The organism is Paractinoplanes lichenicola (genome assembly GCF_016785085.1).
In the GTDB taxonomy this organism is placed as follows: Bacteria; Actinomycetota; Actinomycetes; order Mycobacteriales; family Micromonosporaceae; genus Actinoplanes; species Actinoplanes lichenicola.
Genome location: NZ_JAENHO010000021.1, coordinates 36107 through 50133, shown reverse-complemented (window position 1 = coordinate 50133; position 14027 = coordinate 36107). Strand labels below are relative to the sequence as shown.

Genomic DNA, 14027 nt, shown 5'->3' with positions numbered 1-14027 from the left:
CCTCTCAGAGCTTCGCGGCGCGCTCGCGGACGAGCTGCTCGACCGCGGTGGGCAGGGTGGTCTCGAAGTCGATCAGTTTGGCCCAGGTCGGGGTGACGACGATGCGCACCATCCCGTCGTACAGGGAACGCACCTCGGCCTCCCACCCGACGCGCTGCTCGGGCGTCATCTTGTAGCTGCCGTTCATCTGCAGGAACTCCTCGGGGATGCCGTCGACGACGTCGAGCTCGGCCCGGCCGCGGATCAGCAGGATCTTGGGCGGGTGCACCTCGGTGTCGATCGTCAGGGCGACCGCCGGGTTGTGCCGCAGCGAGGGCAGCTTCGGAGAGTTCTTGGTAGTGCAGAGGACGATCTGCGCGCCGTTCCAGGTGAAGGCGATCGGGATGCTGCGCGGGGTGCCGTCCTTGGCCACGTAGGCCAGCCGGGTCAGGTCGCGGGCCAGCAGTTCCCGGCTGAGCGGGCGGGTCAGGACCTCGGTGATCTCGTGCTGTTCCATCGTCGTCGGCTCCTTGTGATGTCGTCTCGCATCGGGGACGAAGCCGACGCGGGGATCTCGACATCAACCGCGGAACTTTTTCCGAAGGCGCCCGCGGCCGGGCCCGACGGGGCGCGACCGGGAGGTGCGGGGCGCGGCCGGGAGGTGCCGGGGCGCGACCGCGAGACGCTGGGGCGCGACCGCCAGGCGCCGGGGCGCGACCGGGAGGTGCCGGGGCGCGACCGCGAGACGCCGGCGACAGTCTCCGCCGGGAGCGACCACAGGCTCCGCACAGCGGCTTCGAGCGAACTCCGAGGCGGCGCCGACGCGGTGGCGAGGTCGGGCCGCTTGGGTGGGGCGGCATCAGAAACCGGCACAGCGTCCGGCGATCTTTGGGCGCGGAAAGAAGGCATCGTGTTCAGAGACAAGTCTTACCGCCGCGCGGCGGGGCTGCTCGTCGCATCGGCTGCGATGGCGCTGGCCGCGGCCTGCGGCGGCGATTCCGGGGACACGAACGGCGACGGCGCGAACAGCGGCGGGCAGAACGGCGCATTCACGGCGTATACGGATTGCCTCAAGAGCAACGGCGTCACGATCACGATGCCGTCGGGCGGTCCCCGCGAGGGCGGCCGGCCCTCTGGCGCGCCGGGCGGATTCCCCTCCGCAATGCCTCGGCCCTCGGGCAGCGCCGGCCCAGGCGGTCGTGGCTTTCCTGGCGGCGGCATGTTCGGCAAGCCGGACGACGTCGACGACGCCACCTGGCAAAAAGCGCAGGAGGCCTGCTCATCTCTCCGCCCGTCGGGGCGCCCCGGCGGCCGGGGCAACGGCCAGAACGCCGCCTATCAGAACTGCCTCGAGGAGAACGGCGTGACCGACCCGTCGAAGCTCGACACGACCGACGCCACGGCCAAGAAGGCGATCGAGACCTGCAAGGTGCTGCAACCCACGACCGCGCCCAGCGCCTGACACATTCTCCGCGTCGGCGTTGCCGCACCCCCCGTTGTGGCAACGCCGGCGCGGTTCAGGCCCGGCGGCCCTGGGTGTCGAGGCGGGACCAGCGGTCGGCCAGGTCGCGCCGGCGGCAGGCGACCAGATGCCCGGCCAGGATCGCGGGCTGCCCGCCGCGCACGCAGGCGTCGGCCCCGGCGGTGAGCACCGCGGCGACCAGCTCGGCCGGGGCCTCCTCGTCGACCAGAGCGACGATCATCGTGCGGCCCGGCAGCACCCGGCGGGCGGTGGCGACCTCGCGCTCGGTGGCCCCGGCGAACAGCACGATCTCGTCGGGGCGCAGGTCGTCGAGGTCGCCGGCCCGGCGCACGGACCAGCCGCGGGGCAGATGCTGCGGCAGGCCGGCCACACGCCCCGGATGGCCGAAGTACGCCACGGCGGGCAGCGGTCCCCGCGTACGGGGAAGGGTTGCGGGGTTGATCGGCAGGTCGGTCGCCGTGGCGGTGAAGTCGTGCGTCGCCGTGTTGCGATTGAGCTGAACCAGCATGGCGTTCCCCCTGAGTGCGAACCGTTCTGACACCCCACACGATTCGCCCGCCGGCTGAGTCACCCGTGTGCTCTGCCTGTGCGTTTGTTGTGCACTTGATCGATGCCGGTTGATCAGGCGGAGACCCGGCGCACGACCCGCACGATGTCGGCGGCGGGCAGGTCGGGAGCGGCCCGCCCGCTGATCGCGGCGACGACGGTGGCCGCCAGGTGGGCCCCGACGACCGTCTGATCCGTGGTCACGGTGGTCAGCGGCGGGTCGGCCAGGCGGGCCGGCGGGATGTCGTCGACCCCGATCACCGCGAGGTCGTCCGGCACCGTCAACCCTTCCCCCCGTACGCCGGCCAGGACCGCCAGCGCCACCTCGTCGTTGTACGCGCACACGGCCGTCACCCCGGTCGCGCGCCACCGCCGTACGGCCTCGGCGGCGGCCGCCGGGTCGAGCGGGACGGTCAGCCCGACCGGCGTGGGCAGCCGCAGACCGGCGCAGGCGGCCCGCACCCCGGCCAGCCGCGGCTCGGCGAAGAACCGCACGCGCTCGTCGTCGGGGTAGGCGAAGCCGAGGCGGGTGTGCCCGGCCTGGGTGAGGTGCTCGGCCTGGCGGCGGCCGACCAGCTCCTGCGGCACGGCCAGCGAGCGGCCCTTGCGCCGGCTGACCGCCTCGACGATGGCGACCCCGGCCGAGCGCATGGCGGTGATGTCGGCCTCGGAGAACTCCGTGTACGCGATCACGGCGGCCGGGGTGATCGCCTTCCAGAGCTCGGTCATCGGGCGCTCCTCGCGGTTGCCCGGGTGCACGACCAGGGTCAGGCCGTGCCGGGTGAGCGCGGACGAGAGCCGGCCCAGCATCGAGCCCACCTCGGGGCCGATCGGCCAGTCGGGCAGCAGGCAGAGCACCACGTCGGAGCGGCCGGTGCGCAAGGTGCGGGCGGCGGCCGAGGGGGAATAGCCCAGGCGCGCGGCCGCGTCGAGCACCCGGGTGCGGGTGCCGGCCGAGATAGTCTGGCGGGGCGTGTCGTTGAGGACGTAACTGACCGTGGCCCGCGAGACCCCGGCCAGCCGGGCGACGTCGGCGCTGGTGACCCGTTTGGTGGTTGACTCACTCATGGGATCGCCGCCTCCTCGTACTGACAATCCCAACTTACACGTGTAACCATGAGGAGATGAGTTCCGACCTCGTCGCCCTCGTCAAGTCACTCGACCTGCGCGCCAAGGTGCGCCTGCTCACCGGCGCCACGGCGTTCACGCTGGCCGACGAACCGGCGATCGGGCTGCACGAGATGCGCTTCTCCGACGGGCCCACGGGCGTACGGGGGCTGAAATTCACCGGCGGGCGGGTGGTGACCCTCTTCCCCAACGCCACGCTGCTCGCCTCCACGTGGGACGAGCAGACCGCGTACGAGGTAGGCAAGCTTCTCGCCGAGGAAGCCGCCGCGCAGGAGATCCACGTCGTGCTGGGCCCGACGATCAACCTGCACCGCTCCCCGCTGGGCGGCCGGCTGTTCGAGGCGTACTCGGAGGATCCGCTGCTCACCGGGCGTCTCGCCGCCGCGTACGTGCGGGGGATGCAGGACAGCGGCGTCGCGGCCTGCCTCAAGCACCTGGTCGCCAACGAGAGCGAGACCGACCGCAACACGGTGAGCTCGGTGGTCGACGAGCGGACGCTGCACGAGCTGTATCTGCTGCCGTTCGAGATCGCGGTGCAGGACGCCGGCGCGTGGACGATGATGGCGGCCTACAACGACGTGAACGGCGTGGCCGCGACCGAGCAGAACTACGTCAACAACGAGGTCGTCAAGCGCGACTGGGGCTGGTCCGGGCTGATCATGTCGGACTGGTTCGCCACGAAGACCGCCGGCCCGGCCGCGAACGGCGGGCTCGACCTGGTCATGCCCGGTCCGGACGGGCCGTGGGGCGACGCCCTGGTGGCGGCGGTCGAGGCGGGCGAGGTCGACGAGTCCGCGATCGACGACCACGTGACCCGGCTGCTGCGGCTGGCCGAGCGGGTCGGCGCGCTCGGCGAGCCCCGCGCGTGGCCCGTCGACCTGCCCAACCCCGATTCCCCCGTACGCCGGGAGCAGCTCACGAGGCTGGCCGCGCGCGGCATCACCGTGCTCAAGAACGACAACGACCTGCTGCCCCTGAACCGCTCGGCGAACGTGGCGCTGATCGGCCGGCACGCGACCGAGACGATCGACATGGGCGGCGGGTCGGCCGCCGTGAACGCGCCCTACCAGGTCAGCGTGGCCGAGGGCCTGACCGCCCTCCTCGGCGACCAGGTCACGGTGATCGACGGCGTCGACGTGCGCACCCGCCCGGTCCCGGCCCGCGACGGCTTCCTGACCGCCCCCTCGAACGGCCGCCCCGGCATCGACGTCATCCTCTACGACGCCACCGGCACCGAACTCGAACGACGCTTCTGCCCCCAGTCCAAAACAATGATCGGCATGGACGACGACTTCCCGGGCACGGTCACCTCAGCCCGCCTGCTCGCCGACGTCCACGCCCCCACCACCAGCACCTCTTCCGCTGCCGGCTCCCCCGCCCCGAGCACCGACGGGCGGGTCGAGCTGGGCGTTTTCGGTGTTGGTGAGTGGCAGATTGTGGGCGGCGAGTCCTTTGTGCTGCGGTCAGCGGGCGGGATGGGCGAGGAAGTCCTGACGCCGCCCTATCGCACCTTCACCCCGTCGACCGCCCCCGAGCGTCTGGAGGCCACCGTCGCCATCGACGGCATGGGGCTTTTCGGACTTGTCGGTAATGTGGCACCGCGGGAGGCGTCCGACGTGATCGATGATGCCGCGCGGGTCGCGGCCGGGGCCGACGTGGCGGTCGTGGTCGTCGGGCTGACCGAGGAGCAGGAGACGGAGTCGGCCGACAAGAGCACGCTGCGGCTCCCCGGCGCCCAGGACGCGCTGGTCGAGGTCGTCGCCACGGTCGCCGCCCGTACGGTGGTGGTCGTCAACGCGGCCACCCCCGTGCTCATGCCCTGGCTCGAGCACGTCGAGGCGGTGCTCTGGGCCGGGCTGCCCGGGCAGGAGGGCGGGCATGCGGTGGCCGCGGCCCTGCTCGGCGACATCGAACCGGCCGGCCGCCTGGTCACCTCGTTCCCGGCCGCCGACGAGGCCTCCCCCGCGTGGTCCGTGACGCCGGTCGACGGCGAGGTCGCGTACGGGGAAGGCACTTTCATCGGATATCGCGGACATTTCGCGGGGCGGGCGCCCGAGCCGGCGTTCTGGCTGGGTCACGGGCTCGGGTACGGCGAGTGGGAGTACAGCGACGTGCGGCTGGTGACGGGTGACGCGCCGTCGATCACCGTGACCGTGCGGAACGTCGGCAAGCACCCGAGCCGCGAGGTGGTGCAGGTCTACCTGCGTCCGGTCGAGCCCGACGAGCCCGTACGGCTGGTGGGGTGGACGGCCGTCGAGGTCGAGCCGGGCCGGTCGGCGCGCGTCGTGGTCCGCACCGATCGCCGCATGTGGCGACGCTGGGACGCCGAGTCACATTCCTGGGGCGGTCGGCTCGCCGACGGCGGAGAACTGCTGGTCGCGCGGGGTCTGGGCGACATCCGGGCGACAGTTTCCTGATCGCGGCGGCCGCGCCTGGCATACTCGTTGCCTGCCGTGCCGTACGACTCGTCTGGACTCACGCCGTGACCGCTGCGCCCGAACGCCTGGGGCTCGAGGACATCGAGCTCCAGGCCGCGGTACGCCCGGAAAACGTGCTCGACGCCATGCGGCGCGAGGCGGAACGGCACAAGGCCCTGCTCGGCGAGGGCCGCACGCTGGTGCCGAACCGCTACACGGTCGGCCTCGCGCCGTACGACCACCGCCGCTGGGCGCCGCATGCCACCCAGCTCGCGCAGGATCTGGCCGTCCGCCAGGCCGCCCTGATCGCCGACCAGGCCTGGATCGTCTACGGCGACGTCTCGGTCGAGATCTTCGTGCTGGACGATCTCGACACCGGCACGTTCCGGGTGGCCGCCCTGCTCGAGCCCGACCCGCCCTCGCTGGTCGCCTTCAGCGACGAGGCCGTGGCCACCCTGGTCAGCGCCGAGGGGCAGGTGTGGCCGCTGTCGCCGGGCCTCACGGTGCTGGGACGCGACCGCTCCTCCGGCGTGCGGCTGCGCGACCCGGGAGTCTCCCGCCGCCACCTGATCCTGGAGACCACCGACGACCGCATCACCCTGACCGACCTGGGCTCGCACAACGGCACCCGGGTCAACGGTCACCCGGTGGCCGCGGTCGACCTGCGCCCCGGCGACGTCATCGAGATCGGCGGCACCCAGCTGACGCTCCGCTCGGCCTGAGGCGGCTCAGGCGCCGAGACCGCTGCCGCCGGCCACGGCCAGGTGCTGGCCGGTGATGTAGGCGGCGGCGGGCGAGGCCAGGAAGGCGACCGTCTCGGCGACCTCCGACGCGAGGCCGAGGCGCCCGAAGGGGATGCGCTCGGCCATCGACGCGGTGACCGTGGCCAGCATCTCGGCCGGCATGCCGGACTTGGCCCAGATCGGGGTGTCGGTGGCGCCGGGGCTGACGGCGTTGACCCGGATGCGGCGGGGCGCGAGCTCGAGGGCCAGCGAGGGCACCATGGAGAGCAGGGCGCCGCGGCTGCCGGCGGTGACGCTGCCGCCGGGAATGCCGAGGGTGACGCCGACGCCGATCGTGACGATGACCGAGGCGTGATCGGCCAGCAGCGGCAGGGTCTTCTGGAGGGTGAAGAACTGCCCCTTGGCGTTGGTCGCGAACACCTCGTCGAAGAAGGCCTCGTCGACCTTGTCGAGCGGGGCCGGGCGGCTGATCCCGGCATTGAGGAAGAGCACGTCGAGCGAGCCGAAGCGCTCCTTCGCCTCGGCGGCGACCCGGTCGGTGTCGGGCAGGGACCGCGCGTCGGCCCGGATCACGGCGACGTCGCCGGGAAAGTGGTCGCGCGCCTCGGCCAGCGTGGCGGGGTTCTGGCCGGTGACCATCACCCGGTAGCCGCGTTCGTGCAGCAGGTCGGCGGTGGCCCGGCCGATCCCGGTGGTGCCCCCGGTGATCAGGGCGGCAGGTGCGGGCATGATGCCCTCGCTTTCTCGTGGGTGAGCTTCCACCCTGCGCCCGGTGATCGCCGGCGGGCCAATGAATGATTCGTATCCGGTAATACGATTTGCGCATCACCGCAGTAGAGTGGCCGGATGACGGACGACGCCGACCTCGACCTGCGGCTGGTGCACGCGTTCACCGTGGTGGCCGAGCACCGCCACTTCGGGCGGGCCGCCGAGGCGCTGCACACCACCCAGCCGTCGCTGACCCGCCAGATCGGCCGGCTCGAGCAGCAGATGGGCGCCCGCCTGCTCGACCGGTCGCCGCGCGGCACCACCCTCAGCGAGGCCGGCGAGATCTTCCTGCCACTGGCCCGGTCCCTGCTGCGCGCGGCCGGGCAGGCGAAGATCCGCACCCGGGCCGCCGCCCAGCCGAGCCGCATCACCATCGGCCGTACGATGAATTTGATCGTCACGTCCGCCGTCGCCGAGCTGCGCCGGCGGCACCCCGACGCGGAGGTCCGGACGGTCCACCTGGACTGGAACGAGCCCCGCCCCGCCCTGCTCGACCATCGCGTCGACGTGGCGCTGACGCGGCTGCCGTTGCGTACGGAAGGGTTGCAGGTGACCGTCCTCTACGACGAGCCGCGCGTCCTGCTCGTCCCGGAGGGCCACCGGCTGGCGGGCAAGGAGAGCGTCACCCTCGACGACATCGCCGACGAGCCGATGCCCCGGGCCGACGATCCGGAGTGGAACGCGGTCTGGCGGGTCGACCCCCGCCCGGGCGGGCGGCCCGCACCCGGCGGCCCCCTCCTGCGGCACGCCGAGGACAAGGCCGAGCTGGTCGCCGCGGGCGAGGCCGTGGCCATCATCCCGGCCGGCGAATACGTGAGCCGCCTGCGCCCCGGCCTGACCACCGTCCCCCTGGCCGGCGTCGACCCGGCCCACGTCGTCCTGGCCACCCGGGCCGGCGACCGCGGACGCCTGGTCAGCGCCTTCCGCAAGCTGGTCACCGACCACGTTCGCGACTCAAGCCCGTCCCGTGATGACGTTGCCGGCGCTGCGGGGCAGGCGGAACGCCTCGATCGCCGGGAAGATCAGCAGGATCGCCAGCACGATGAAGGCGACCCGGAACGAGTCACCCACGCGTAGGAGCAGCGCTCCCAGAGCCACCCCCAGCCCCGCGCCCAGTTCCTGGATCGTCGACATCAGGGTGTTGGCGCTGGTCATCCGGGGCGGGGGCACGTCGGCGAAGGCGATCGTGTTGTAGGTGGTGAAGCCGGTCGACCGGAAGACGCCGCTCAGCAGCAGGACGGCCAGCGTGACGACCAGCGGGGTGCCGGCCTCCAGGAAGGCGATGCCGGCCAGGCAGGCGGCGGAGGCCAGCACCGAGCCGAGCATCACCGTACGGATGCCGAAGCGGCGCATCAATGGAGTGGTGGCCGGCTTGATGCCGATGTTGCCGGCGAACAAGGCGATCACCAAGAACCCGGCCTGGGCGGCGGTCCAGCCGAAACTGAGCTGGAACAGCAGCGGCAGCAGGAACGGGATGGCGGTGATGATCGCGCGGAACAGCGAGCCGCCGACGGCCGTCGCGCGGTAGGTGCGTACGCGGAAAATGCCCAGGTCGACGAGCGGGTGGGCGGACCGCCGGAGGTAGGCCGTGGTGACGGCCAGCGCCGCGGTGGCCAGCACGAGCAGGCCGATCGCGAGCGGCCAGCGGGGGCGCTGCCCGGCGATCAACTCCAGGCCGGCCACCAGCGCCGCCGTGCTCGCAGCGACCAGCAGGAAACCGCGCCAGTCGAGCGGGCGGGGCCGGTCGGCGCGCACATCCGGGACGAGCCGGCGGGCCAGCACCAGCGCGGCGATCCCGAGCGGCACGTTGATCAAAAAGATCAACCGCCAGGACGCGTACGTGCTCAGGACGCCCCCGAGCGCGGGGGCGATCAGCGGGGCCGCCAGCGCGGGCCAGGTCAGATAGGCGATCGCGCGCACGAGGTCGGTCTTGGCCGTCGTGCGGATCACGACCAGGCGGCCGACCGGCACCATCAGCGCGCCGCCGACCCCCTGCAGCACCCGGGTGCCGACCAGCATCGGCAGGCTGACCGCGAGGGCGCACCCCACCGAGGCCACCGTGAACACGACCAGCGCGGCGGCGAACACGCGGCGGGCCCCGAACCGGTCGGTCAGCCACCCGCTGATCGGGATGAGCACGGCCAGCGTGAGCAGATAGGCGGTGATCGCCACGTTCACGCTGACCGGCTCAACCCCGAGATCCTCCGCGATGTGCGGCGCCGCCGGGGCGATCACCGTCGCGTCGAGGATCTCCATGAAGAACGCGCCCGCCACCAGCAGCGCAAGACCCCGGGCCCGACCGTCCATACCTCGATCATGGGGCCGCCCACCAGGTCAGCGGTAGTGGCCCCCGGGCAGGAACTGGGCCGGGCGCAGGGCGCGGGCGGTGATGCGGACGTCGCCGATCCAGCCGTAGAAGCCCTGGCCGTATTTGAGGTCGAAGGACGTCGCGCCGAGGGTGAAGGGGCGGCCGACCGTGGCGATGCCCTGGGCGGGCTGGGTGGGGTTACGGGCGATCTTGGAGCCGTTCACGTAGACGAGCGAGCGCTTGCCGTCGTTGACGACCGCCAGGTGCTGCCAGACGCCGGTGGGCAGGGCGTGGCTCCAGTGGGTCGGGTTGTGATCGCCGACCTCGGAGTAGAGCACGTACTGCAGGAACCGCTCGCCCGAGATGTTCAGGCTGCACGTGGGCTCCAGGTCGGACCAGCCGCTGTGCTTGCCGGCGTCGCCCGCGCGGCCCTCCCAGCTCAGGATGCCCATCCAGGAGTGGTCGCCGACGAACGGCTCGGGCAGCTTGACGAAGGCCTCGATCGTGTAGCCGTCGAGGAACTTCGCGCTGTTCAGCGGCGCGTTGCCGGCGGTCTGCAGGATCGCGCCGCGGTCGGGGCCCTTGCCGCCGTCGAAGCGCAGGCTGGCGTGGGCGGGGGCGCCGACGTGGTGCTCCTCGGAGACCGTCAGCGTCTCGGCGGTGCTGTTTGCGAGACGCCGTACGGTCAAATGGTTGCCCTTGCCGCTGAGGTCGCGCACGGTCGCGCCGTCGGCGACGCTCTGGCCGGCCTGGTCGAAACGCCAGTAGGCGGCGGTGTGCCGGTCGACGACCTGGGCCGCCGGGCGCGGCGCGGGCTTGGGCTCGGGGAACCGGGCGTCGAAGTCGAACTCCAGGCTGAACCGGTCGACGTCGCCGGTCAGCTCGATCGTCTCGGACTCGAGCGGGGTCCGCTTCTCGGGGTCACGGGCCAGGAACCAGGGCGCGAACGTCTCCACGTCGATCCGGTTACGGCCCAGGTCGAAGCGGTACAGCCGGATCATGCCGGCGCCGCCGTAGTAGCGGTCCTGGTAGTTGGTGATGTGCACGTGGACGTCGTTGCCCTTGGCGTTCTTCAGGGTCGTGCGCCCGGGCGGCCAGTAGTGCCCGTTGAGGGTCAGGAAGATCTGATCGTTGTCCTTGATCAGGTTGTCCCAGAGCCGCTGGCCGTTGCCCGACAGGTACGCCTTCCCGGCGTCGTCGGCGTACGCGAGGTCGTGGGTCGTGACGACCGTCGGGTTCTGGTGCTGGTTCATGATCGACTTGGCCCAGGCGATGCCGCTGTCCGAGATGCGCCAGTCGAGCGCCAGGATCAGCCACTTCTTGCCGGCCGCGGTGATCAGGTGGGCGCTGTTGTAGCCGTCCTTGGACGTACCGAGGAAGGTCTTGGACTTGCTCTGCCGCTCCGGACCGAAAACGCGCAGGTAAGGGCTGTCGCCGCGCTGGTCGTCCTTCGAGCCGTCGATGTCGTGGTTGCCGGCCAGCACGCTGTACGGCAGCTTCCCGTCGATCTTCGTGAACGTCTGCCCGGCCAGCACGATCTCCTGCTCGGTGCCGTGCTCGGTGACGTCGCCGAGGTGCGTCAGGAAGGCGATGTTGTCCTCGGCCCGCTGCTCCAGCAGATAGCTGAAGGTCTCCTTGAGCGGCGCCGGGTCCGAGCTGTCGGCGTCGAACAGATATTGGGTGTCCGGCAGCACGGCGATCGCAAACCGCGGATCATCCTGATCGAACTTGGCCGGCGCGGCGTGGGCCACCTCGGGGGCGGCGGTCGTCACGAGCGTCGCGGCCGCGGCCGCCTTGAAAAGATTCCGTCGTTCCACGCCGATCAATATGTCGGCCGTCGATCAACACCAGGCAGCCACACCACAAACTTCAGACGGCGCCTTTCCGGGCCTTGGGATCGGTCCAGACCGAGGCCTGATCCCACAGCCGCTGGAACATCTGGGCCCGTTCGTCGACGCGGCGTGTTGATGGCGTTACCACCGGGGACATCCCGGTCGTGCGCTACGGCCCGGTGTTTCGCCGGGCCGGGCAGGGAACCCCGGTTCCGGCCCGTTGCGGTTGTGGGAGGCGACGAGCGTACGGGAATCTAGGCGTTCCAGGAGTCGATCGCCGGGCGCCCATGGTCGAACCCGAGGATCGACAACGTCGCCGTGCCCAGCTTGAAGCGGCCGCCGTACTCGGCCGGCAGCCCGAGCCACCGCGACCCGACCACCCGCAACGCGTGGCCGTGCCCGATCAGCGCCACGTCTCCCTCGTCCAGCAAGGGCCGGGCCTTTTCCAGCACCCGATCGATCCGCTCGGCGATCTGGGCAGGCGATTCGCCACCGGGAGCCCCGTCGCGGAAGAGCCACCAGTCCGGATCCGTCTCATGAATCGTGGCCGAGGTGATGCCCTCGTACTCGCCGTAGTTCCACTCGGCCAGGTCTTCGGTGGTCTCCGTGACCGAGAGGCCGGCCAGCTCGGCCGTGCGCAGCGCCCGCCGCCGGGGGCTGGAGATCACCGCCACGAAGTCGCGGCCCTTGATGCGGGGCGCGACGGCGCGGGCCTGGCGCTCGCCGTCCGCGGTCAGATCGAGGTCCGTGTACGACGTGTGTTTGCCGTTCGCGCTCCACTCGGTCTGCCCGTGCCGGATCAGCACGATCTCGCCCATGACGGTGACTCCTTAGTCGGCTGGCTTCTTTCTACCCCGCCGCCGCGTGTCTTACAGGAGGTCCTTGAAGTCGACGGTCAGCGCGAACGGGTCCACGACCGTGACCGGCTCGCGACGGCCCACCTCGGCCACCAGTTCCGAAGCGGCCCGGGTGATGCGGGACTGCAGATAGCCGTCCGACGAGTCGGCGCCCCAGTCGTCGGTGGCCGCGAACACCGCCGTCGGCACCACGACCGCCCGCAGGTACGCGAACATCGGCCGCAGCGCGTGTTCCAGGGCCAGCGAGTGCCGGGCCGTCCCGGCCGTGGCCGCGATCAGCACCGGCTTGTCGACCAGCGCGTCCTTGTCGACCACGTCGAAGAACGACTTGAACAGCCCGCTGTAGCTGGCCGTGAAGATCGGCGTGACCGCGATCAGGCCGTCCGCGCCGGCCACCGCGTCCAGCGCCTCTTTCAGGGCGGCGGGCGGGAAGCCGGTCAGCAGGTGGTTGGCGATGTCGTGGGCCAGGTCGCGGAGCTCGATCACCGTGACGTCGAAGTCGTTGTCCTTGACAGCCGCTGCCGTCAGCTGGTCGGCCAGCAGCCGCGTGGACGACGGCTGGCTCAGACCGGCGGAGACGACGACGAGTTTGCGGGTCATGCGGTGACCTCCTGGGCCTTCAAGAGCATCGAGGCGTGGGTGGGCGCGTCCGGCACGTGGGCCGGCTTGAGCGAGGCGAACTCCTTGCGCAGCACGGGCACGACCTCCTCGCCGAGCAGGTCGAGCTGCTCGAGCACGGTCTTGAGCGGCAGCCCCGCGTGGTCGAGCAGGAACAGCTGGCGCTGGTAGTCACCCACGTATTCGCGGAAGCCCAGCGTGCGCTCGATGACCTGCTCCGGGCTGCCCACGGTGAGCGGCGTCTGGCTGGTGAAGTCCTCCAGCGACGGGCCGTGGCCGTAGACCGGCGCGTTGTCGAAATACGGCCGGAACTCCTTCACCGCGTCCTGGCTGTTCTTGCGCATGAAGACCTGCCCGCCGAGCCCGACGATGGCCTGGTCGGGGTCGCCGTGGCCGTAGTGCGCGAACCGCTCGCGATAGAGCGCGATCATGCGCTGGGTGTGCTCCTTCGGCCAGAAGATGTGGTTGGCGAAGAAGCCGTCGCCGTAGAAGGCGGCCTGCTCGGCGATCTCGGGGCTGCGGATCGAGCCGTGCCAGACGAACGGCGGGATGCCGTCGAGCGGGCGCGGGGTCGACGTGAACGACTGCAGCGGCGTACGGAACTTGCCCGACCAGTCGACGACGTGCTCCCGCCACAGCTTGTGCAGCAGCGCGTAGTTCTCGATGGCGAGCGGGATGCCGGCCCGGATGTCCTTGCCGAACCACGGATAGACCGGCCCGGTGTTGCCACGCCCCATCATCAGGTCGACGCGGCCGCCCGACAGGTGCTGCAACATCGCGTAGTCCTCGGCGATCTTCACCGGGTCGTTGGTGGTGATCAGCGTGGTCGCGGTGCTCAGCAGCAGCTTGTCGGTCTGCGCGGCGATGTAGCCGAGCGTGGTGGTCGGCGACGACGAGAAGAACGGCTCGTTGTGATGCTCACCGAGCGCGAAGACGTCGAGCCCGACCTCCTCCGCGTGCTTGGCGATCGTCACGATGTTCTTGATGCGCTCGTGCTCGGTCGGCGTCTGCCCGTTGGTCGGGTCGGTCGTGATGTCGCTGACGCTGAAGATTCCGAACTGCATGACCCGCTCCCTCTGCCCCCGGGACCCGATGAGCCCCGCGTACTGCCACCCTCAACCTCTTTGATCGGGCAACTATTTCAAAATCAAAGAACTCACGCTGCGGCGGAGGTCACATTCCCCGTACGCTCGTCGCCTCCCACAACCGCAGCGGGCCGGAACCGGGGTTCCCTGCCCGGCCCGGCGAAACACCGGGCCGTAGCGCACGACCGGGATGTCCCCGGTGGTAACGCCAGAGACGAGCGATCCTCGAGCGCGATCCGGAGGCGTACCCGGAGGATTGACGG

General features: G+C 71.2%; 12 protein-coding genes and 1 pseudogene. 4 read left to right on the top strand and 9 right to left on the bottom strand.

The window, feature by feature from the left end:
* Positions 1-4 precede the first annotated feature (4 nt).
* On the bottom strand, positions 5-496 hold the full coding sequence (locus JKJ07_RS46090; RefSeq protein ID WP_203078128.1) for a pyridoxamine 5'-phosphate oxidase family protein: 492 nt from the start codon (positions 494-496) through the stop codon (positions 5-7).
* Between the two features lie 393 nt (positions 497-889).
* Between JKJ07_RS46090 and JKJ07_RS46085 the strand changes: the two genes are divergently transcribed.
* A complete protein-coding gene (locus JKJ07_RS46085) occupies positions 890-1441 on the top strand; it encodes a hypothetical protein (protein WP_307834793.1) in 552 nt (183 codons plus the stop codon).
* A 55-nt stretch (positions 1442-1496) separates the two neighbouring features.
* Here JKJ07_RS46085 and JKJ07_RS46080 read toward each other — a convergent pair whose 3' ends face one another.
* Positions 1497-1970 (bottom strand): hypothetical protein, encoded by a 474-nt coding sequence (locus JKJ07_RS46080; protein ID WP_203078127.1) that lies wholly within the window; start codon positions 1968-1970, stop codon positions 1497-1499.
* 113 nt (positions 1971-2083) lie between these two features.
* The gene (locus JKJ07_RS46075) at positions 2084-3076 is read right to left on the bottom strand and encodes a LacI family DNA-binding transcriptional regulator (RefSeq protein ID WP_203078126.1); all 993 of its coding nucleotides are present in this window, start codon (positions 3074-3076) and stop codon (positions 2084-2086) included.
* Between the two features lie 56 nt (positions 3077-3132).
* Here JKJ07_RS46075 and JKJ07_RS46070 point away from each other — a divergent pair, with 56 nt between their 5' ends.
* Positions 3133-5553, top strand: coding sequence for a glycoside hydrolase family 3 protein (locus JKJ07_RS46070; protein ID WP_203078125.1), 2421 nt, complete (start codon positions 3133-3135; stop codon positions 5551-5553).
* A 65-nt stretch (positions 5554-5618) separates the two neighbouring features.
* Complete coding sequence (locus JKJ07_RS46065) at positions 5619-6275, top strand: FHA domain-containing protein (RefSeq protein ID WP_203078124.1); 657 nt, start codon at positions 5619-5621, stop codon at positions 6273-6275.
* Positions 6276-6281: 6 nt separating this feature from the next.
* Here the strand turns inward: JKJ07_RS46065 and JKJ07_RS46060 are convergent, their stop codons facing one another.
* The gene (locus JKJ07_RS46060) at positions 6282-7025 is read right to left on the bottom strand and encodes an SDR family oxidoreductase (protein ID WP_203078123.1); all 744 of its coding nucleotides are present in this window, start codon (positions 7023-7025) and stop codon (positions 6282-6284) included.
* A gap of 117 nt (positions 7026-7142) precedes the next feature.
* On the opposite strand from JKJ07_RS46060, the pseudogene JKJ07_RS46055 reads away from it, so the two are divergent.
* Positions 7143-8000 (top strand): annotated as a pseudogene (locus JKJ07_RS46055) (LysR family transcriptional regulator); the annotation flags it as partial.
* Positions 8001-8018: 18 nt separating this feature from the next.
* Here the strand turns inward: JKJ07_RS46055 and JKJ07_RS50820 are convergent.
* From JKJ07_RS50820 to JKJ07_RS46035, 5 genes are all read right to left on the bottom strand, one after another.
* Positions 8019-9371, bottom strand: a complete 1353-nt coding sequence (locus tag JKJ07_RS50820) for an MFS transporter (RefSeq protein WP_236031295.1) — start codon at positions 9369-9371, stop codon at positions 8019-8021.
* A gap of 27 nt (positions 9372-9398) precedes the next feature.
* On the bottom strand, positions 9399-11189 hold the full coding sequence (locus JKJ07_RS46050; RefSeq protein WP_307834792.1) for a LamG-like jellyroll fold domain-containing protein: 1791 nt from the start codon (positions 11187-11189) through the stop codon (positions 9399-9401).
* 269 nt (positions 11190-11458) lie between these two features.
* Positions 11459-12022, bottom strand: a complete 564-nt coding sequence (locus JKJ07_RS46045; protein ID WP_203078121.1) for a histidine phosphatase family protein — start codon at positions 12020-12022, stop codon at positions 11459-11461.
* Positions 12023-12073: 51 nt separating this feature from the next.
* Positions 12074-12661, bottom strand: a complete 588-nt coding sequence (locus tag JKJ07_RS46040) for an FMN reductase (RefSeq protein ID WP_203078120.1) — start codon at positions 12659-12661, stop codon at positions 12074-12076.
* Positions 12658-13743 (bottom strand): LLM class flavin-dependent oxidoreductase, encoded by a 1086-nt coding sequence (locus JKJ07_RS46035; protein WP_203078119.1) that lies wholly within the window; start codon positions 13741-13743, stop codon positions 12658-12660. The genes JKJ07_RS46040 and JKJ07_RS46035 overlap by 4 nt, the downstream gene beginning before the upstream one ends.
* Between the last annotated feature and the right edge of the window lie 284 nt (positions 13744-14027).

Excerpts from the sequence above, each read along its gene's own strand:
- JKJ07_RS46090 (WP_203078128.1), bottom strand. The coding sequence starts at position 496 with ATGGAACAGCACGAGATCACCGAGGTCCTGACCCGCCCGCTCAGCCGG.
- JKJ07_RS46080 (WP_203078127.1), bottom strand. The coding sequence starts at position 1,970 with ATGCTGGTTCAGCTCAATCGCAACACGGCGACGCACGACTTCACCGCC.
- JKJ07_RS46075 (WP_203078126.1), bottom strand. The coding sequence starts at position 3,076 with ATGAGTGAGTCAACCACCAAACGGGTCACCAGCGCCGACGTCGCCCGG.
- JKJ07_RS46070 (WP_203078125.1), top strand. The coding sequence starts at position 3,133 with ATGAGTTCCGACCTCGTCGCCCTCGTCAAGTCACTCGACCTGCGCGCC.
- JKJ07_RS46060 (WP_203078123.1), bottom strand. The coding sequence starts at position 7,025 with ATGCCCGCACCTGCCGCCCTGATCACCGGGGGCACCACCGGGATCGGC.
- JKJ07_RS50820 (WP_236031295.1), bottom strand. The coding sequence starts at position 9,371 with ATGGACGGTCGGGCCCGGGGTCTTGCGCTGCTGGTGGCGGGCGCGTTC.
- JKJ07_RS46045 (WP_203078121.1), bottom strand. The coding sequence starts at position 12,022 with ATGGGCGAGATCGTGCTGATCCGGCACGGGCAGACCGAGTGGAGCGCG.
- JKJ07_RS46040 (WP_203078120.1), bottom strand. The coding sequence starts at position 12,661 with ATGACCCGCAAACTCGTCGTCGTCTCCGCCGGTCTGAGCCAGCCGTCG.
- JKJ07_RS46035 (WP_203078119.1), bottom strand. The coding sequence starts at position 13,743 with ATGCAGTTCGGAATCTTCAGCGTCAGCGACATCACGACCGACCCGACC.